This window comes from Cellulophaga omnivescoria (assembly GCF_001999725.1).
Lineage (GTDB): Bacteria > Bacteroidota > Bacteroidia > Flavobacteriales > Flavobacteriaceae > Cellulophaga > Cellulophaga omnivescoria.
The window spans coordinates 87,332-106,051 of record NZ_MDDP01000023.1 but is presented as its reverse complement, the minus strand read 5'-3'; the positions used below and the strand labels follow the sequence as shown (position 1 = coordinate 106,051).

18 protein-coding genes and 1 tRNA gene are annotated in these 18,720 nt (G+C 32.8%); 7 read left to right on the top strand and 12 right to left on the bottom strand.

Annotated features, from left to right (window positions below; translation table 11 throughout):
- Positions 1-47: 47 nt before the first annotated feature.
- Positions 48-1,844 carry a translation elongation factor 4 gene (gene lepA / locus BFJ87_RS11230; protein ID WP_077404337.1) on the bottom strand — a complete coding sequence of 599 codons (1,797 nt, stop codon included), beginning with the start codon at positions 1,842-1,844 and terminating at the stop codon, positions 48-50.
- Between the two features lie 301 nt (positions 1,845-2,145).
- Between lepA and BFJ87_RS11225 the strand changes: the two genes are divergently transcribed.
- Positions 2,146-2,976: an OmpA/MotB family protein gene (locus BFJ87_RS11225; protein ID WP_077404334.1), complete on the top strand. Its 831-nt coding sequence runs from the start codon at positions 2,146-2,148 to the stop codon at positions 2,974-2,976.
- A 73-nt stretch (positions 2,977-3,049) separates the two neighbouring features.
- Here BFJ87_RS11225 and BFJ87_RS11220 read toward each other — a convergent pair whose 3' ends face one another.
- The 4 genes from BFJ87_RS11220 to BFJ87_RS11205 are packed head-to-tail and all read right to left on the bottom strand — an operon-like array spanning position 3,050 to position 5,636.
- Positions 3,050-3,271, bottom strand: a complete 222-nt coding sequence (locus BFJ87_RS11220) for a hypothetical protein (RefSeq protein ID WP_077404331.1) — start codon at positions 3,269-3,271, stop codon at positions 3,050-3,052.
- A 13-nt stretch (positions 3,272-3,284) separates the two neighbouring features.
- Positions 3,285-3,500, bottom strand: coding sequence for a hypothetical protein (locus BFJ87_RS11215; protein ID WP_077404328.1), 216 nt, complete (start codon positions 3,498-3,500; stop codon positions 3,285-3,287).
- Complete coding sequence (locus BFJ87_RS11210; protein ID WP_077404325.1) at positions 3,497-4,891, bottom strand: radical SAM protein; 1,395 nt, start codon at positions 4,889-4,891, stop codon at positions 3,497-3,499. The genes BFJ87_RS11215 and BFJ87_RS11210 overlap by 4 nt, the downstream gene beginning before the upstream one ends.
- Positions 4,863-5,636, bottom strand: coding sequence for a prolipoprotein diacylglyceryl transferase family protein (locus BFJ87_RS11205; protein ID WP_077404323.1), 774 nt, complete (start codon positions 5,634-5,636; stop codon positions 4,863-4,865). The genes BFJ87_RS11210 and BFJ87_RS11205 overlap by 29 nt, the downstream gene beginning before the upstream one ends.
- Positions 5,637-5,695: 59 nt before the next feature.
- Between BFJ87_RS11205 and dusB the strand changes: the two genes are divergently transcribed.
- Positions 5,696-6,688, top strand: coding sequence for a tRNA dihydrouridine synthase DusB (dusB, locus tag BFJ87_RS11200; RefSeq protein WP_077404320.1), 993 nt, complete (start codon positions 5,696-5,698; stop codon positions 6,686-6,688).
- A 50-nt stretch (positions 6,689-6,738) separates the two neighbouring features.
- Here dusB and BFJ87_RS11195 read toward each other — a convergent pair whose 3' ends face one another.
- Complete coding sequence (locus tag BFJ87_RS11195; protein ID WP_077404317.1) at positions 6,739-7,947, bottom strand: ABC transporter permease; 1,209 nt, start codon at positions 7,945-7,947, stop codon at positions 6,739-6,741.
- A gap of 2 nt (positions 7,948-7,949) precedes the next feature.
- Complete coding sequence (gene rbfA / locus BFJ87_RS11190) at positions 7,950-8,342, bottom strand: 30S ribosome-binding factor RbfA (protein WP_013620866.1); 393 nt, start codon at positions 8,340-8,342, stop codon at positions 7,950-7,952.
- A 115-nt stretch (positions 8,343-8,457) separates the two neighbouring features.
- Here rbfA and mce point away from each other — a divergent pair, with 115 nt between their 5' ends.
- The gene (mce, locus tag BFJ87_RS11185; protein WP_077404314.1) at positions 8,458-8,871 is read left to right on the top strand and encodes a methylmalonyl-CoA epimerase; all 414 of its coding nucleotides are present in this window, start codon (positions 8,458-8,460) and stop codon (positions 8,869-8,871) included.
- Positions 8,872-8,944: 73 nt separating this feature from the next.
- Positions 8,945-9,018: transfer RNA gene (locus BFJ87_RS11180), tRNA-Ile, on the top strand.
- Positions 9,019-9,185: 167 nt separating this feature from the next.
- Here BFJ87_RS11180 and BFJ87_RS11175 read toward each other — a convergent pair.
- Positions 9,186-9,533, bottom strand: a complete 348-nt coding sequence (locus tag BFJ87_RS11175; protein ID WP_077404311.1) for a YegP family protein — start codon at positions 9,531-9,533, stop codon at positions 9,186-9,188.
- 244 nt (positions 9,534-9,777) lie between these two features.
- Between BFJ87_RS11175 and BFJ87_RS11170 the strand changes: the two genes are divergently transcribed.
- The gene (locus BFJ87_RS11170) at positions 9,778-10,590 is read left to right on the top strand and encodes an endonuclease/exonuclease/phosphatase family protein (RefSeq protein ID WP_077404308.1); all 813 of its coding nucleotides are present in this window, start codon (positions 9,778-9,780) and stop codon (positions 10,588-10,590) included.
- 11 nt (positions 10,591-10,601) lie between these two features.
- Here the strand turns inward: BFJ87_RS11170 and BFJ87_RS11165 are convergent, their stop codons facing one another.
- Complete coding sequence (locus BFJ87_RS11165; RefSeq protein ID WP_139344236.1) at positions 10,602-11,030, bottom strand: response regulator; 429 nt, start codon at positions 11,028-11,030, stop codon at positions 10,602-10,604.
- A 320-nt stretch (positions 11,031-11,350) separates the two neighbouring features.
- Between BFJ87_RS11165 and BFJ87_RS11160 the strand changes: the two genes are divergently transcribed.
- Complete coding sequence (locus BFJ87_RS11160) at positions 11,351-12,430, top strand: metallophosphoesterase (protein WP_077404302.1); 1,080 nt, start codon at positions 11,351-11,353, stop codon at positions 12,428-12,430.
- Between the two features lie 105 nt (positions 12,431-12,535).
- Positions 12,536-13,711, top strand: a complete 1,176-nt coding sequence (locus BFJ87_RS11155) for a dicarboxylate/amino acid:cation symporter (RefSeq protein WP_077404299.1) — start codon at positions 12,536-12,538, stop codon at positions 13,709-13,711.
- A 129-nt stretch (positions 13,712-13,840) separates the two neighbouring features.
- Here BFJ87_RS11155 and BFJ87_RS11150 read toward each other — a convergent pair whose 3' ends face one another.
- Genes BFJ87_RS11150 through bglX form a run of 3 tightly spaced genes read right to left on the bottom strand, consistent with a single transcriptional unit; the run spans position 13,841 to position 18,684 of the window.
- Entirely contained in the window at positions 13,841-15,478 is a 1,638-nt protein-coding gene (locus BFJ87_RS11150; RefSeq protein ID WP_077404296.1) for a sulfatase family protein, read from the bottom strand.
- A gap of 2 nt (positions 15,479-15,480) precedes the next feature.
- Positions 15,481-16,410, bottom strand: coding sequence for an alpha/beta hydrolase (locus tag BFJ87_RS11145; RefSeq protein WP_077404293.1), 930 nt, complete (start codon positions 16,408-16,410; stop codon positions 15,481-15,483).
- A 9-nt stretch (positions 16,411-16,419) separates the two neighbouring features.
- Entirely contained in the window at positions 16,420-18,684 is a 2,265-nt protein-coding gene (bglX, locus tag BFJ87_RS11140) for a beta-glucosidase BglX (protein ID WP_077404290.1), read from the bottom strand.
- Between the last annotated feature and the right edge of the window lie 36 nt (positions 18,685-18,720).

The following is an 18,720-nucleotide window of genomic DNA, read 5'->3' as shown; positions in this document are numbered from 1 at the left end:
TTTTTTAAATGAAGGTTTTTATATATCTATATTAAGTAATAGGTGTATTAATCGTTAAGTTTTAATACTGCCATAAACGCCTCTTGTGGTACCTCTACGTTACCAACCTGGCGCATACGTTTTTTACCTTTTTTCTGTTTTTCTAAAAGTTTACGTTTTCTAGATATATCACCACCGTAACATTTTGCAGTAACATCTTTACGTAATGCTTTTGTAGTTTCTCTAGAAATAATTTTTGCTCCAATGGCAGCTTGTATAGGAATATCAAACTGTTGTCTTGGAATTAATTCTTTTAATTTTTCACACATTTTTTTACCAATATGTACGGCATTATCTGCGTGTATTAAGGCAGATAAGGCATCTACTGGTTGTGCATTTAATAAAATATCTACACGTACTAATTTAGAGGTACGCATACCAATTGGTGTATAATCAAAAGAAGCATATCCTTTAGAAACCGTCTTTAATCTGTCATAAAAATCAAAAACAATTTCAGCAAGTGGCATATCAAAAGACAGCTCTACACGCTCTGGTGTTAAATACGTTTGGTTTGTAATTTGTCCTCGTTTTTCTATACATAAAGACATTACATTACCAACAAAGTCTGATTTTGTAATTATGGTAGCCTTAATATATGGTTCCTCTACACGGTCTATACTAGAAGGGTCTGGTAAATCTGTAGGGTTATTAACAATTACAGGAGTATCTGGGTCTTTACGTGTAAACGCGTGGTAACTAACGTTAGGTACCGTAGTAATAACGGTCATATTAAACTCGCGCTCCAAACGTTCTTGTATAATCTCCATATGCAGCATTCCTAAAAACCCACAACGGAAACCAAAACCAAGTGCAGCACTACTTTCTGGTGCAAATACTAAAGAGGCATCATTTAGTTGCAATTTTTCCATAGAAGAACGCAATTCTTCAAACTCATCTGTATCTACTGGATAAATACCAGCAAATACCATAGGTTTTACATCCTCAAAACCATCAATAGGATTTTTGGTTGGGTTTGCAGAGTCTGTAATGGTATCACCAACTTTAACTTCACGAGCATCTTTAATACCCGTAATTAAATACCCTACATCACCAGCTTTTACACTTTGTTTAATAACTTGGTTTAGCTTTAAGGTACCAACTTCATCTGCAAAGTAGCTTTTATCTGTAGCAACAAATTTTATTTTTTGTCCCTTTTTTATTTCACCATTAATAACTCTAAAATAGGTTTCTACACCTCTAAAAGGGTTGTAAACAGAGTCAAACACTAAGGCTTGTAAAGGTTCGTCTACATTACCAACTGGCGCAGGAATACGTTCTATTACGGCGGCCAAAATATTATCTACACCAAAACCTGTTTTACCACTTGCGTGTATTACGTCTTCTGGTGCACAACCTAAAAGTTCTACAATATCATCTGTAACTTCTTCTGGGTTTGCACTAGGTAAATCTACTTTATTAAGAACCGGAATTATTTCTAAATCGTTTTCTAAAGCAAGATATAAGTTAGATATAGTTTGTGCTTGTATACTTTGTGCAGCATCTACAATTAACAAAGCACCTTCACAAGCAGCAATAGATCTAGACACCTCGTAACTAAAATCTACGTGGCCAGGAGTATCTATTAAATTTAAAATAAATTTTTCTCCTTTGTATTCAAAGTCCATTTGTATGGCGTGCGATTTTATGGTAATACCACGTTCTCGCTCCAAGTCCATACTATCTAAAAGTTGATCTTGTTTTTCACGATCTGTTACAGAACCAGTATAGTCTAATAGTCTATCTGCTAAGGTACTTTTACCGTGATCTATGTGTGCAATAATGCAAAAATTTCGAATATTCTTCATATGTAGTACTAAAGTAGCTGCAAATATAGTTTATATTTTACAGGTTATAAGGGTCTAAGTTTAAAGCACATCTAAAATTAATTACAATTTTTACTTCTAAGGTTTATAAAATAAGCAACTTCTTCTTTTTTAATGTTGTTTTTATATTGTTTTAACGTAATGTTTTTAAATATAGTGGTTTCATTTGTTAAAAAAATTACTTTTTAACTACTTTATTATCAGTGTTTAAGATAATAATTTTTAAAATAAAAAATCTAATTCAATCTTATGCACGTATCTACCTTAGAACAAAACAAAAATTATGAAGAAAATATCATTAGCACTAGCTGCAGTAGTTTTATTGGGATCATGTGTTTCTAAAAAGAAATATGTAGAATTACAACAGGCTCACGGTGAAACTAAAAGTCAATTAACCAAGACTGCAGTAGAAAAGGAAGAGTTAGAAGCTAAATTTGCTAAAATAGAAGCAAGAGTTGCTGATTATAATTCTAAAATAAACGCATTAACAGAAGATAACGATGCAAAATTAATTTCTGCAGATGGTGCAGTTATTAGTAATAACGTTAAAGCTAAAATGCGCGAGACTTTAAAAAATGTTAGTCCAGAACAATTAATGGGTGCAAAAACACTTAAAGATTCTATGAACTTAGCATTGTCTCACAACTTAAAAAAATCTATTGGTACAAATAGCTTAAATGAAGATGATGATATTGCAATTGATATTGATGATACAGTTGTTATGATTTCTATTTCTGATAAGTTATTGTTTAACACTGCTAGCTACAATGTAAGCAACAAAGCAGATGCTATTTTACAAAAATTAGCAGACGTTATTAACTCTGAGCCAAGTATTGAAGTTATGGTAGAAGGACACACAGATTCCAGATCTATTAGTACTCCTAAAGTAACAGATAACTGGGATTTAAGTGTATTAAGAGCAACATCTATTGTACGTAAATTACAAACTAAATATAATGTAGCTCCAGAAAAATTAATTGCATCTGGTAGAAGTAGTTATGTTCCTTTAGCATCTAATGACACTAAAGAAGATAGAGCTAAAAACAGAAGAACACGTATTGTAATCTTACCTAACATAGATAAGTTTTTTGCATTAATGGCTTCTAATGAATAAGCAATAACACTAGCTAACAACTATAAATTTGTTAAAGCGGAAATTCAATTAAGAATTTCCGCTTTTTTTATGTTTAAAAACTAGGAACGCTACATAGTCCAATACCAACAACCAAGTATATACCCGCTATAATAAAAAGTGTTTTGGCTGTTTTGGGTTTCTTTTTACGTAAAAATAAGCCAACTGTTATACAAATTATTGCAGGTGATAATAACGCTAAAATAACAAGTATTACAAGGAGTAAGTAATCAGCACTGCCGTTAGGACTTTGATTTAACAGTATTGCATTTATCATCTATACTATTTATTTAATACCCTGTAATCATTGCACCGCAAATACCCAGACTTATAAGCAGGTAAAGGCCGGTTAAAATAAAAAATATTTTAGCAGCCTTTTTCTTTTTTTGTCCTAGCATAATTAAAGCAATAATTAAAAATAAGAGCGCAGGACCAAACATTATTAATAATATTAGTGTAAACAAGCCATCAAGGTTGCCAGCTTCTAAAGGTAATAACTGTATCATGCGTTTTCTTTTTGTAGTTCTTTAAGTCGGTCTATTTTATCATCTCTATAAAAGAGGTTCATAGTCTCAAAAGGGATAATTTTATAATCCTTATTTACAATGTGTACACAAGATTTTTTTATTGCACGTACATCAAAATTATGCGCATCTATAAATTGCATAATTATTATTCTAAAAAGGTTGTCATACCCTAGTTCTGGCGCATCAATCTCTGGCAAACAACACATAATAGATTTTAAATTTTCTGAGGCCTTATCTACAGAGTTTCCCGTGCTAAACAGTTCTATCATTTTACCGTGTAAAGCTTCATCTTGCTCATATATAATGGTGTTTTTACCTTCGTTTAGTAAATCATCTGGGTTTATATAACGTGTTAACGGACTAACCTCATCACCTAGTTTTAAAGCATAAGCCATAACCAAAGCATCTGGGTTACAAGGAACCGGAATTAAATCATCTGGTTCAAAAATAGGAGACTGCTCTAAAATATTACGGCGTACTTCTGTAAGTGTAATTCTATTTTCATCAACCTCAAAATTCTCTAATCTACCAGCAATTTGTGTTGGCTGAAAAGTAACACCTCTAACACACTTTTGTTTTAAAGCAAAATCTATGGTTTTACCCATTTCGTGGTCGTTTAACCCTTTTTGCAGTGTAACAACCAAAGTTGTAGCTAAGTTTAACTTGTTAAGGTTTTCTATGGCCTTTAAGCGTGTATCTGCAAGGTCTGCCCCTCTAAGTGTTTGTAGTACGGTATTATCAAGAGAGTCAAACTGCAAATAAATTTCAAAATCTGGTGCGTATGTTGCTAATTTTTCTGCAAAAGCAACATCTTTAGCAATTTTAATTCCGTTTGTATTAACCATTAAATGTCTAATAGGTAAAGACTTAGCATAATCCATAATTTCAAAAAAATTAGGATGTATAGTAGGCTCACCACCACTAATTTGTACCACGTCTGGCTCGCCTTCATTCCTTACAATAACATCTAACATTTTTTTAATTTCCTCCAATGTTCTGTGTCTTCCGTAAGTTGGTGAAGACCCTGCGTAGCAGGTAGGGCAAGTAAGGTTGCAACGGTCTGTAACCTCTACAACAGTTAAACAAGAGTGTTGCTCATGATCCGGACACAAACCACAGTCGTACGGGCAACCATAATGCGTTTGCGTGTTAAATGTTTTAGGATATTCAGACGCTTTGTTGTAGTTTCTTATATTTTTATAATACTCAATATCATCAGCAATTAAAACCTTAGACCTACCGTGTTCTTTACAGTTTTTAAGCATATATACCTTATCATTCTCAAACACAATTTTAGCATCTACACGCCTTAAACAATCCGGGCAAAGGCTTAATGTAAAATCATAATAAGTGTAATTTTTTTGCGACATACAAGAGTATTTTTAAAATGAATTTATAGTAGTATAAAAAACAAATTACGCATAAATATTGAATACTACTTAGTCCTAATATTAGAAACTCATTAGGTTTTAAAAACTCAATACAGAAACGATAAAAGAAATACGTTATCATAAAAAACTTAAAATAACTACCGTTTTCTACCTTTATTTTTTTATTCTGATGTGTTTTTAGAGCGATAAAAAGTAGTACTAAAAATACAATTTCATACAGTGCAACAGGGTGCCTTAGGACACCATCTCCTAAATTTAAACCAAAAACAGAAGAGGTTTGCACACCATAAGTAAACTCTTTTGTACCTGATAAAAAACAGCCTATGCGGCCAATAATTATACCTACAATTATGGGTAGTGTAAACAAATCTCCCGAAGATGTTTTTTCTCCAATAATTTTTTTAGCAATTTCTACACCTAGTAAACCGCCAAACAAACCACCCATTATAGTTTTGTTGTTTACAATTGCTATAAAACCTTGTGTAGCGTGTAACGGAGGATTTTCTAAAAAACCAATAAGTCTAGACATAAATAGCGCGCCAAAAATAGCACCAATTAGTATAGACAAACGGTTTAAGCTAGAAATGGTATCGTTGCTATTTTTACGTAAAATAACATAATACCTAAAGCCAATAAAAAATGCCAAATACTCTAAAATAAGGTGCACGTTTAAGTGGTAACCAAAAACCACAGGCTCATAAGGCAGTAAAAATTGTAATGGCATAAGGCTAAGATAGAATGTTTTCTGTTTTTTAGGTAACGGATATGTTGTAAATTTGCCAAATGCCAAAAATAGGAGACATACAGCTACCAGATTTTCCGTTGTTGCTAGCACCAATGGAAGATGTAAGTGACCCACCGTTTAGAGCTTTGTGTAAAGAACAAGGAGCAGACGTGGTGTACACAGAATTTATTTCATCAGAAGGTTTAATACGTGACGCTGCAAAAAGCGTGATGAAATTAGATATTTATGAAAAAGAACGACCTGTAGGTATACAAATTTTTGGAGCAAATTTAGATTCTATGTTGCGCTCGGTAGAGATTGTAGAAAAATCTAAACCAGACATTATAGATATTAACTTTGGTTGCCCTGTTAAAAAGGTAGTAAGTAAAGGTGCTGGTGCGGGTATCTTAAAAGACATAGATTTAATGGTTAAGCTTACCGATGCAATGGTAAAGCATACCAAATTACCTGTTACAGTAAAAACCCGTTTGGGTTGGGATGCAGATTCTATTAAAATTGTTGAGGTTGCAGAACGTTTGCAAGATGTAGGCTGTGCAGCAATAGCAATACACGGCAGAACCAGAGTACAAATGTATAAAGGTAATGCAGACTGGAAACCTATTGCACAAGTTAAAAATAACCAACGTATGCATATTCCTGTTTTTGGTAATGGTGATGTAGACTCTCCTGAAGCTGCTGTAAAAATGAGAGATGAGTACGGGTTAGACGGAGCAATGATTGGACGGGCAAGTATTGGCTACCCTTGGTTTTTTAATGAGGTTAAACACTTTATAAAAACAGGAGAACACAAAGCACCACCAACAATGCAAGAGCGCGTAGATGCCGCTCGTAGGCACTTACAAATGTCTATAGATTGGAAAGGAGAAAAACTAGGTGTTTTTGAAACCCGTAGGCATTATACCAATTATTTTAAGGGCATACCAGATTTTAAGCAATACCGTATGAAAATGGTAACTAGTGATGACTCTGTAGATGTTTTTGCTACTTTTGATGAGGTTTTAGAAAAATTTGGCGATCATCAGTTTTCTTAATGGCTTTGTGTTACTTACACAAAAACGCTAAACCTTAAGGTATTACTTATTTATTGTGTAACAAGCTTTTTACTTATTCTGCTACTTGCAATTTTAGCAGATATTAACCCTAGTACAATAATAGTAGCTAATACAATTACAACATTTAGTAATTTGTATTCTACTGGATAGGCTAAAAATGCGTTTATTTTAAGCCATCCAAACGCTAGTTGAGAAACAATTAATATAGAGCCAATAAGTACACCAACCAAACCACCCAAACTGGTAACAAGTGTACCCTGTATAAAGTATATTTTTCGTAATTCTTTTATAGTTGTGCCTAAGTAGTAAAGTGTTTTAGAGTTTTGTTGCTTGTCTAAAATCATCATAATAATAGCGCCTACAACATTAAATAAGGCTATTATAAGTACTAACGTAAAAATTAGGTAAGTAGCCAAGTTTTCAGTGTTTAACATACGGTGTAGCGTGCTATTTTGCTCTTGCCTATCTTTTAAAACTATCTTTTGGTTAAAAACAACGGCAATTTCTTTTTTAATACTGTTAATATCTTTAGCGTCATCAATTTTAAAATTTATAGCAGAAACCTGTAAACTATCTTTTTCTAATAGTTTTTGTACTACAGGCAAACTTGTAAAAAGGTATTTTTTATCTAGGTCCTCTGCTACATTATACATACCACTAACTACAACATTGTGCTGGTTGTATGGTGTTTTATTAAATCCGCCTTGGTTAACCGCACCTTTTTTTGGTTTTGGCACTAATATTTGTAGTGGACTTCTGAAATTATTAACTGTTAAGCCTAGTAAATTAGCAATACCAATACCAACTACACCTCTTTGGTGGTCTAATAACCACTCGCCAAAATACAAAGTACTATCTATGCTAGTAACTTTATTGTAGTTACTATCTACACCTTTAATATAGCCAATATGGCTTTTCTCGTTATGTAAAAAGTATACCTTTTCTTCTAGTTCTTTAGAAAAAGAAAGTACACCGTCTATATTTTGTAATTTGGTTTCTTGTTCTGGTAAAACCGATATAAATTTTCCTGTTAATGGAGAAGCTTTTAAATCTGGATCAAAACTTTCACTAAAGCTAAGGCTGTACGTTTTTAATCCGGCAAAGCCAGATAATACAATAAAAAGCGCTGCAGAACCAATAACAATTACTAAAAAAGTAATAAAATTGATAATATTTACAGCGTTTTGACTGCTTTTAGAGCGTACATATCGCTTAGCGATGTATAGCGGAAAATTCAATCTTAAGATTTTTTTCTGCGTTCTAACAAATCCGGATTTTCTATAGGGTTGTCTTCTCCCTTTAAAGATTTTTCTATACCATCTATGTATTCTAAAGAATCGTCTATAAAAAATAATAATTCTGGTACACGACGCAATTGGTTTTTGGTACGCTGTGCAAGTTCATGTTTAATTAATGGTTGATTAGATTTTATACCTTCTAAAAGTTCGTCTGCATTTTTATGCGGAAAAATACTAATATATACTTTAGCTATAGATAAATCTGTAGTAACAACCACCTTAGAAACAGATATAAGTGTACCACGCAAACCACCATCAATCACTGCGCGTTGTAAGATATCTGCGATATCTTTTTGTATTACGCCTCCTATTTTTTTCTGTCTTTGAGTTTCCATAGGGCAAAAGTACAATTTATATTATTAGAGTCCTATACCTTAGCCTAGTATCCTAGGGGATTACCTAAAAGATTAATTGTTGTAATTTTAGCCTTTATATTTTTAAAGATAGATTATGCAAAAAATAGAACATATAGGAATAGCAGTTAAAGACCTTAAAGCATCTAATATTTTGTTTGAAAAATTGTTGGGCACACCAAGTTATAAAGAAGAAGAAGTAGCGTCTGAGGGTGTTAAAACCTCTTTTTTTATGCAAGGCCCAAATAAAATTGAACTGTTAGAGGCAACTAAAGAAGATAGTCCGATTGCAAAATTTATAGCTAAAAAAGGTGAAGGTGTGCACCATATAGCATTTGCAGTAGATGATATTGTTGCAGAAATTGCACGTTTAAAAGCTGAAGGTTTTGTGGTTTTAAACGAAACGCCTAAAAAAGGAGCAGATAATAAACTAGTTGCTTTTTTACATCCAAAGGGTACAAATGGCACATTAATAGAGCTTTGCCAAGAAGCACCAGCGCCATTAAAATAAAAAAGTTAATATAACTGCAATGTTCTTTTGGATTGTAACAAAATAAATAGTAATATTGCATCCGCAAAATGCAGGTCCTATAGCTCAGCTGGTTAGAGCACCTGACTCATAATCAGGGGGTCCATGGTTCGAGCCCATGTGGGACCACAAGCAAATAAAAGCCTTTACAGAAATGTAAAGGCTTTTTTGGTTTTAGGTGATAATCAAGGGGGCAAATTATGATTCGTTTTTTTATGATTAGCAACAAGTTAATATATGAGGGTAACTAAAAAATTAGAATTTAGTTTAGAGTAAATTAAAATTAAGCTGCCAAACTATTCCTCTTCCTCACTAAAAACCTTAATAGTAGCTACTGTAGCACATAGCATTACAGATGCAATGCCTAGTTCTTTTTCTTCTTCTGTATTGTATATATTGCTTTTGCCTAGCAGCGTATCCTTATTTAAACACAAATAAAAGTAATGCTTGTTGTTTTTTGTTAGTTTACTGTAGTAGTAATCATAATCATAAGCATATTGTTTAATAAAAATAATTTGTTGTTTACACGCTTCTAAACTTTTAAATACTTCACCATATAATATTATTTCTCCTTCACTAGTTTTTAAATTATAGTAGTACTCATTAGTAATGGTCTTCTTAATTTCGTAGTACGGTTTAGTCATAGTGGTTGTGCGTAGAAAAATACAAACTTACATTATTTAACTTACAATAAAATACAGAAATGTGTAAAGAAAAGGCCTTGCCTACTAATTTGGATAACTTCCCCTATTACCGCATTAGCAAGCAGACCAAATATCTTTATAATTGCAACTATTAGTAACAACAGCACAAAAAGAAACCTACTTATAAAAATAGTTTTACGGATATCCGTAATGAGGTTACTTTTGCTTTTAAATAATTAATAAAATGCTAAAAAAACTATTATTACTGTGTTTAATATCTCTTCATTTTTCTACGTATTCTCAGTCTAAAGAAGTAAAGATAATCTCTTGGAATATTAGAGATTTTGGTAAAACTAAAAACAGTGAAGAATTAGACAAAATAGCAGATATTGTTAGAGATACAGATATTTTAGCAATACAAGAAGTTGTGGCTGGTTATGGCGGTGCACAAGCGGTGGCTAAATTATCTGACATTTTAAATAGAAAAGGTAGTAAGTGGGACTATGTAATTAGTAATCCTACCAACAGCTCCAAATATATAACAGAGCGTTATGCCTTTATTTGGAAAACAAAACATATTAAAATAAAGAGCAGAGGTTTTTTGGTAAAAGAGCTAGACGAGCAGGTAGAGAGAGAACCTTTTTTACTAAATTTTTATATTGAAGGCAAAAAATTTACCGTACTTAATTTTCACTCTAGACCATATAATAGAGACCCGGAAAGCGAAGTAAAAGCAATATCAAAATATATATTAAATTCGTTTACCTCACCAATATTACTTGTAGGAGATTTTAATATAAATGATAAAAACGATGCGTTTAACAATCTCAAAAATAAAGGCTACAAAACTGCAGTAGTAAATAAGAAAACAACGCTAAAAAGGAAATGTTACAGGGGGCAGTATACCAACCACGCTATTGATAATATTTTTTACTCTAAACAAATACAAAAGGTAGATTCTAAGGTTATAGACTTTATTAAAACTTGTAATAATTTGGATGCAGGAAGAGACTTATCAGATCATCTTCCTGTTTTTTTTAAGTTTTCTGTGATTTAGTAATCTAGGAATTATATAATTCCGTCTCTGGTAAGTTTAGCAATTAGATGCGTTGTATTCTTAGCCTCAAAATCATCTAGCTCTATAATAGAAGTGTTAGAACTCATATTTATTTGCGGAGAAACATAGCTATTACCATTATAAACATCTTGTATGGCCGTCATATGTTCATTTAAGTTTTCTCTGCCTTTACATACAAACCCATTCATTTTTTGCTCTTTAAAAAGAGCTTTTATTTTTGTTAGGTAATCTTCCATAGAGTTTACAATAACCTTAATAGTATGTTGTATCCTTTCTATGGCATTTATAAGCTCTATGCCAGATGTAAGTTTACGGTCTGTATATCCTTCTTTAAACTGTAAATCTGTTACCAAGAGCTGAAAAGGAACGTTGTTTTTATATGCAACTACGGCACGGTTGTAAGCTTTGTCGGAGTACAACTCTTCTTTAATATCTGTAATAAAGAGCTTTTCCGTATTCAGGAGTCCATTTTTTGTATTTAGTGCTTTTTTTGTTACTCCAATACCATTATAAGAACATATAATTTTTGTTTAAATGTATTAAAATAGCTTTGAATTAATAAGTGGCTATTTGTTTTATATTTTTAGGTTGATACTTTACAAATATGCTCCTTTTTTAATATTAAGTTAACTTTATATAATTTGTTTTATAGATTCCAAAAGTAATTTTTCAGTTATTTTTGATGACTAAAATAAAAGAAGACAATCAATTTTTAAGATTGATAAATAATTACACTTGTATGAAAAAGGTTTACCAGTTTATAGTAGTAACGTTGTTACTTTTTGCAACCCAACAATCTATTATAGCCCAAAAAAAATACAAAGCACCAAAACTATCTAACCCAAACTCATGGAGTTTAATCTTGGTACCAGATACTCAAAACTACGTTAAGTACCAACGCAACCAAGGCACTTTAGATTTAATGACGGCTTGGATAAGTGAAAACGTAGATTCACTAAATATTAAAATGGTATTGTGTACCGGAGATTTAGTAGAGCAAAACGATATGATTATCCCCGACGGTAAAAACGGAAACCAAACAAGCAGACAACAATGGATGGCTGTGTCTAGAATGTTTGGTAGGTTAGATGGGCAAGTACCTTATGTGTTGGCTGCAGGTAATCATGATTACGGATACAAAGGTGTAGAACACAGAGGATCTAACTACAATACGTATTTTCCAGCGCATAAAAACCAAGCTAATTATAAGTTACTAAGTGCGGCTGCAAAAAATGCTGGCGGCCACCCAAGTTTAGAAAACGCAGCTTTTAATTTTACCGCGCCTAATGGGCGTAAATTTTTATTTATGACCTTAGAGTTTGCACCAAGAGATACTATTGTACAATGGGCAAAAAATGTGGTAGATGAAGATAAGTACAAAAACCATACAGTTGCAGTACTTACGCACTCTTACTTAAACGCTAAAAACCAGCGTATAGAAAAAGAGAATTATCCTGTAAAAGATGCTAACTACGGAGAGGCAGTTTGGAAAAAATTAGTAGAACCATCTAAAAATATACAACTAGTGTTTTCTGGTCATATTGGTGGTGCAGATGATTTTAAAGCTCACGTGGGCTTTAAAGTAGACAAAAATAAAGGAGGTAAAAAAGTGAGTCAAATGGCATTTAACGCCCAAGCTATGGGTGGCGGATGGCAAGGTAATGGTGGAGACGGTTGGTTACGAATTTTAGAGTTTTTACCAGATAACAAAACGGTAAAGGTGCATACGTTTTCTCCGTTTTTTGCAGCATCACCAGCTACAAGGCACTTGGCATGGAGCACAGAAAGTTATAACGACTTTTCTTTTTCTTTAGATTAATTCTAGTTTATAAACCTAGCTAGTTAATAAGTAACTGTTATAATAAATTAGTGACTAGCTTACTTAGGCTATATTTGTGTTTTTTATAAAAATAAAAACTAGGCTATGCTTAAAAAAATTACTTCAAACCTATTATTTAAAGTATTTATTGCAATTATTTTAGGTATACTTATAGGCTTGTATTTACCAGAATCTATAAATAGGTTATTTAACACTTTTAAAGCTGTTTTTAGTCAGTTTTTAGGCTTTGCAATACCGTTAATTATTTTAGGTTTAATTATGCCTGCAATTGCAGATCTTGGCAAGGGAGCAGGTAAATTATTACTTATTACAGCCGCTATAGCATATGGATCTACTTTATTCTCGGGGTTTTCAACCTACTTTGTAGCATCAGGCTTTTTCCCTTCATTTATAGAACCACAAACCGTACAAAATGTTGGTGAAGGTGTAGAAAAATTAAGTCCGTTTTTCTCTATAACAATTCCTCCTGTATTAGATGTTATGTCTGCCTTAGTACTGGCATTTGTAATTGGTTTAGGATTGGCATCACAAGGAGAAAGTAGCTTAAAAAAAGTAGCTAACGATTTTCAAAAAATAATAATGATGGTTATAGAGAAGGTAATTATTCCTTTATTGCCATTATATATTCTTGGTATTTTTTCTGCCATTGCTTATAATGGTCAGGTAGAGTCTGTACTTAGTGTGTTTTTAAAAATTATAGGAATTATTTTTATAATGCACTTTTTACTAATGTTAGTACAGTTTATTATAGCTGGTGCAATAACCAAACAAAATCCAGTAAAAGCACTACTTAATATGGCTCCTGCATATTTAACAGCTTTGGGTACACAATCTTCTGCTGCTACCATACCAGTTACGTTACAGCAAGTACAAAAAAATGGCGTATCTCCTAAGGTTGCTAATTTTGTTGTGCCACTTTGCGCCACTATACATTTAGCGGGTAGTACAATGAAAATTGTTGCCTGTGCAGTAGCACTTATGCTTATGCAAGGTTTAGATTTTAATTTTACAATGTTTGCTGGTTTTGTAATGATGTTAGGTATAGCAATGGTTGCTGCACCAGGAGTTCCTGGAGGTGCAATTATGGCTGCGGTAGGTATATTACAAACAATGTTGGGTTTTAACGCAGAGGCACAAGCATTAATGATAGCACTTTATATTGCAATGGATAGTTTTGGTACTGCCGCAAATATTACTGGTGATGGTGCAATTGCACTTATTGTAAATAAAATAGTGACTAAAGAGGAGGTAATAGCGTAAAACGTTAATACAACTTTGATATTAAATTAACATTTAAGACCATAAAAACCTTAACATTTGCGTTAGATTAATTGTTCTTTTATTAATCTAATTTAAGTCAGTTAAAGTCGGTGTGTAAATACCGACTTTTTAACTTTTAGGTATGCCTCTAAGTTTTTTAAATTGTTTGTATGCCTTGTTTACGTCTTCTTTTTTGGCTTTTGTAAACTCTTTATTAGTTATTTTATATTCTTTTTGAAGTTCTTTCAATTTAGTATGCATTAGTTCAATTTCTTTTGCATACGTAGTATTATTAATTTGGTTAATCTGCTCTTTTGGGTCTGTTTCTAGATCGTAAAATTCCCAAACATCAATATCATCATAAAAATGAATAAGCTTATAACGTTTTGTTTTAATACCATAATGTTTTTTTACCATATGAAAAGCAGGATAGTCATAGTAATGGTAGTAAATAGCGTCTCTAAAATCGTCTTCATTTATTGTACCATCTAACAAACCTTTAAAGGATATTCCCTGCATATTTTCAGCTTTATTAGGTATGCCAGCAAAATCTAAAATAGTGGGTGCATAATCTAAATTTTGTACCATAGCATTTATTTTTGTACCTGGTTTTATGGTTTGTGGGTATTTAATAAGTAATGGTGTTCTAAAAGATTCTTCATACATAAAACGCTTATCAAACCAGCCATTTTCACCCATATAAAAACCTTGGTCAGAAGTATAAACTACAATGGTATTTTCCTCTAAATTATTGGCTTTTAAATAATCTAATATTTCGCCTACTCCTTCATCTACAGATGCAATAGTTGCCATATAATCTTGTAAGTACCTTTGTCCTTTCCATATAGCTATTTCCTCGTTACTTAGTTTGGCTTTGTAAAAGGCGTTGTTTTTAGCTATATATGCACTATCCCAAATTGCTCTTTGTTTGGTAGACATACGCTCAAAATCTGTTTTCCAAGGATTGTGGGCCAGTGTAGTTTTGTTTAAGCCACTAGATAGTTTTAAGTCGTGACCCTCATACATATCTTTATAAATGGTTTGTTGCTGTGTACTACTTGCATTTTGATTGCTAAATTTAGGAAAATAAGAAGTAGGTAAGGAAAAAGTAACCGAGTCATATTTATTTAAATGACGAAGTGCTGGCATCCAATTTCTATGTGGTGCTTTATGTTGCACCATTAAAAAGAAGGGCACACTGTCTTTTCTTTTGTTTTTAAGCCAATCTATAGCATCTGCAGTAATTAAGTCTGTAGCATAGCCTTTAACACGGGTGGTGTCTCCGTTTTCAATAAAATCGGGATTGTAATAATTTCCTTGATCTACAAGAATTTTCCAATTATCAAAACCTTGTGGGTAATCATGCAAATGCCATTTGCCCATTAAGGCTGTTTGGTAGCCTTCATTTTTTAAAATTTTAGGTAGCGTTTCCTGGTCTCCATTAAAATGATCTCCATTTTGTCTAAACCCATTTATATGACTGTGCTTGCCTGTTAAAATAACAGCCCTACTTGGTCCACAAATAGAATTTGTTACATAGCTGCTATTAAAAATTGCACCTTCTGTAGCAATTTTGTCTATATTGGGTGTTGGAGCTAATTTGCCAATAGAATGGTTGTAAGCACTAATTGCTTGTACAGCATGATCATCAGACATAATAAAAATAATATTAGGCCTTTTGTGTACTTGCTTTTTAGGAGGTTCTTTTTGTTTACAGCCAATAATAGCTAGTACTAAAACTACAATATAGAACTTCTTCTTAAGCATAATTAATTTTTGTGCTTTACTTTAATTGTACTTTGTATGTTTTGTTTTTCTAAAACATTTTGTTTAATAAACTTGGCAATAAGGTTGGTGTAACTGTATGGTATACTAGCCCAATTATGTGTACCACTCTTGTCTACAACAAGTGTGTGTGCAACATCTAATTGCTCTAGTTTTTCTGCAATGGTTAAGGAGCCGTCTAACATAATAAAACCTGCCTTATCTTCTTCACATAAATGATGAGGTGCGGTAGAATAGGGTACCAAATTATCCTTAACTCCATGAAATAACATTGTTGGTATTGCCGTATTTTTTGTAATGTAATTTGCATTTACTATGGCACCTGCAAATGATATTACTCCTTTGTATTTAATAGTAGCGTAGGGCAATTTTTTAAAGCTAAATTCATTTTTCATAAATACAGTATTTAATACCGCCTCTGCACCAGCGCTACTTCCAATAAGTATTATATTTTCTGGGTTAAATTCAAGCTTATCTTTTTTATCAATTAAAAACTGCGTTGCTTTTAAAATATCCTTAGAAACCGATACAAATGTTTCTATTTTTTGGTCTGCCGGACAATTACAACTAAAACCAAGCGGATTACCTTTACGCACCAGTCTATAGCTTATAGAGGCTACAGCGTAGCCTCTTTTTGCCATATCTTCGCAAAATTTTATTTCTGATGGATTATCGCGCTTTCCCCCACTGAAACCGCCTCCGTGAACTAAAATTAGCAAAGGTTTTTTGGTAACGGTATCTTTTTTAATGCTGTAGAAATCTAGTTTTAACGTGTCTGCATAGGTATATGTTTTCATTTTAATGTCTGAAAATACCTTTTGCTCATACCTTGTTTGCGAATTACCAATAGTAGTTGTTAGTACAATTAATATTAAAAAAGTAGCACGTTTTAAAAAAGCTAAATAAATACGCATATGTATTAATTATTTTAGGGTTAAAGTTGCCTTTAATTGGGCGTTAGAATTTGTCCCTACAAATATCTCAAAATCTCCAGGTTCCGCAATAAAGTCTAAAGTGCTATTGTAAAATTTAAAATCGTCTGCCGTAAGTATTAATTCTACTGTTTTAGATTCTCCTTTTTTAAGAAATACTTTTTTAAAGCCTTTTAATTGTCTCATTGGTGGTGTAATACTGCGCACAACATCCCTTAAATATAGTTGTACAACTTCTTCACCATCAAAATTACCAGTGTTTTTTACAGTAACAGAAACGGTTACATCTTGTCCTTGTTCAATTTCTTTTTTAGATAGGTTGATGTTCTCATATGCAAATGAAGTATAACTAAGTCCGTAACCAAAAGGTAATAAGGGCGCATTTTTAACATCTAAATAATTGCTTTTAAATTTTTCAAAGGCCTCAGTTGGTGCAGGTCTTCCAGTATTTTTTATACTATGATAAATAGGAATTTGCCCTACATTTCTTGGCCACGTAGCAGTTATTTTTCCAGACGGATTATAATCTCCAAAAATAACATCAGCAATAGCATTACCTGCTTCTATACCAGGGTGCCAAACTTGAAGAATACTAACAGGAAGATTAAATTCTTCTTCAATGGTTAACGGTCTACCGCTCATTAATACCATAACAACAGGCTTGCCTGTTTTTACTAATGCTTGTATTAATTTTTTTTGATTAGCAGGAATAGAGATATCTGTTCTACTAGCGGCTTCACCACTCATCTCTGATGCTTCACCTACAACGGCAACAACAACATCAGATGTTTTAGCAAGGTCTAATGCTTCTTGCAAAAGTTCTTGAGATGACCTTTTATCAATATCTACACGTGTTCCAAAAACATTTACTTTTTTAGCCAGCTCGGCATCATCTGTAATATTAGCGCCTTTGGCATATGTTATTTTTGCCTTTGGCGCAACACTTTTAAAACCTTCTAAAACAGGAGTAGATAATTGCGGATCTCCTGTAGGAGCCCATGTACCCAACATATTATTTTTATTGTTTGCTAAAGGACCAATTAATGCAATATTGGCTGTTTTACTAAGTGGTAATACGTTGTTATGGTTTTTAAATAATACAAACGAACGTTTAGCAGCATCCCTTGCAAATGCTTTATTAGCTTTAGTTAAAATGTCTTTTTTAGGTCTTTTAGCATCAATATATTTATAAGGATCATCAAAAAGGCCAAGTTTGTATTTTGCTTCTAATATTCTTCTACAAGCATTGGTAATTTCCTCTTCAGTAACACGACCTTCATTTAAAGATTTTTTAAGCGTAGTTAAAAAACCTTCACCAACCATATCCATATCTAAGCCAGCTTTTAAAGATAAAGCAGATACATCTTGTAAATCTCCAAGTCCGTGAGCAATCATTTCATTAACAGAAGTGTAATCTGAAACTACAAAGCCTTTAAAGCCCCATTTTTTACGGAGTAAATCTGTAAGTAACCATTTGTTGCCGCTTGCAGGTATGCCGTCTACATCGTTAAAAGATGTCATTATACTTGCTGCGCCAGCATCTATACCGGCTTTGTATGGTGGTAAATATTGATTAAACATTTTTATTTTACTCATATCAACAGAATTATAATCTCTACCAGCCTCAGCAGCTCCATAAAGTGCAAAGTGCTTAATGGTAGCTATCATAGTATTTTTAGATGTTAAATCTGTTCCTTGGTAGCCTTGTACCATTGCTTTTGCAATAGCAGAGCCCAAATAGGGATCCTCACCAGCACCCTCTGCAATTCTTCCCCAACGCGGATCACGAGCCACATCTACCATAGGAGAGAAGTTCCAGTTAATACCATCTGCAGTAGCTTCTTGTGCTGCAATTTGAGCCATTTTTTTAATTAAATCCATATCCCAACTAGATGCAGTACCAAGTGGAATAGGAAATGTGGTTTTGTAACCATGTATTACATCAGAACCAAAGAATAAAGGAATTTTTAATCTGGTTTCTTTTACGGCAAAGTCTTGTGCTATTTTAAGTTTTTCTGGACCAGATATACCAAACATACCACCAACCTCAGCAGCTTTAATTTTTTCTTCAACGTTACTACTAACAACAGAGCCCGTGGCAATACCACCACCTGGTGTTACTAAATTTAGTTGTCCTATTTTTTCGTCAATAGTCATTTTTGCAAGTAAATTTTCTATAAAAGGAACTTTAGTTTGCCCTATTGCTAGAAAACTGCTGCAAAAGGTGAGCATTAGTAGTAGTTTTGTTTTTTTCATATACTATATTTTATTCCCGTGATGGGTTTGTTTTTA

Bases quoted from the DNA above. Each gene is read 5' to 3' on its own strand.
- mce (WP_077404314.1), top strand. From the start codon at position 8,458: ATGCAAAAAATAGAACATATAGGAATAGCAGTTAAAGACCTTAAAGCA.
- BFJ87_RS11150 (WP_077404296.1), bottom strand. From the start codon at position 15,478: ATGCTTAAGAAGAAGTTCTATATTGTAGTTTTAGTACTAGCTATTATT.
- BFJ87_RS11145 (WP_077404293.1), bottom strand. From the start codon at position 16,410: ATGCGTATTTATTTAGCTTTTTTAAAACGTGCTACTTTTTTAATATTA.
- dusB (WP_077404320.1), top strand. From the start codon at position 5,696: ATGCCAAAAATAGGAGACATACAGCTACCAGATTTTCCGTTGTTGCTA.
- BFJ87_RS11215 (WP_077404328.1), bottom strand. From the start codon at position 3,500: ATGATACAGTTATTACCTTTAGAAGCTGGCAACCTTGATGGCTTGTTT.
- bglX (WP_077404290.1), bottom strand. From the start codon at position 18,684: ATGAAAAAAACAAAACTACTACTAATGCTCACCTTTTGCAGCAGTTTT.
- BFJ87_RS11220 (WP_077404331.1), bottom strand. From the start codon at position 3,271: ATGATAAATGCAATACTGTTAAATCAAAGTCCTAACGGCAGTGCTGAT.
- lepA (WP_077404337.1), bottom strand. From the start codon at position 1,844: ATGAAGAATATTCGAAATTTTTGCATTATTGCACACATAGATCACGGT.
- BFJ87_RS11155 (WP_077404299.1), top strand. From the start codon at position 12,536: ATGCTTAAAAAAATTACTTCAAACCTATTATTTAAAGTATTTATTGCA.
- BFJ87_RS11170 (WP_077404308.1), top strand. From the start codon at position 9,778: ATGCTAAAAAAACTATTATTACTGTGTTTAATATCTCTTCATTTTTCT.
- BFJ87_RS11175 (WP_077404311.1), bottom strand. From the start codon at position 9,533: ATGACTAAACCGTACTACGAAATTAAGAAGACCATTACTAATGAGTAC.
- BFJ87_RS11160 (WP_077404302.1), top strand. From the start codon at position 11,351: ATGAAAAAGGTTTACCAGTTTATAGTAGTAACGTTGTTACTTTTTGCA.
- rbfA (WP_013620866.1), bottom strand. From the start codon at position 8,342: ATGGAAACTCAAAGACAGAAAAAAATAGGAGGCGTAATACAAAAAGAT.
- BFJ87_RS11225 (WP_077404334.1), top strand. From the start codon at position 2,146: ATGAAGAAAATATCATTAGCACTAGCTGCAGTAGTTTTATTGGGATCA.
- BFJ87_RS11205 (WP_077404323.1), bottom strand. From the start codon at position 5,636: ATGCCATTACAATTTTTACTGCCTTATGAGCCTGTGGTTTTTGGTTAC.
- BFJ87_RS11210 (WP_077404325.1), bottom strand. From the start codon at position 4,891: ATGTCGCAAAAAAATTACACTTATTATGATTTTACATTAAGCCTTTGC.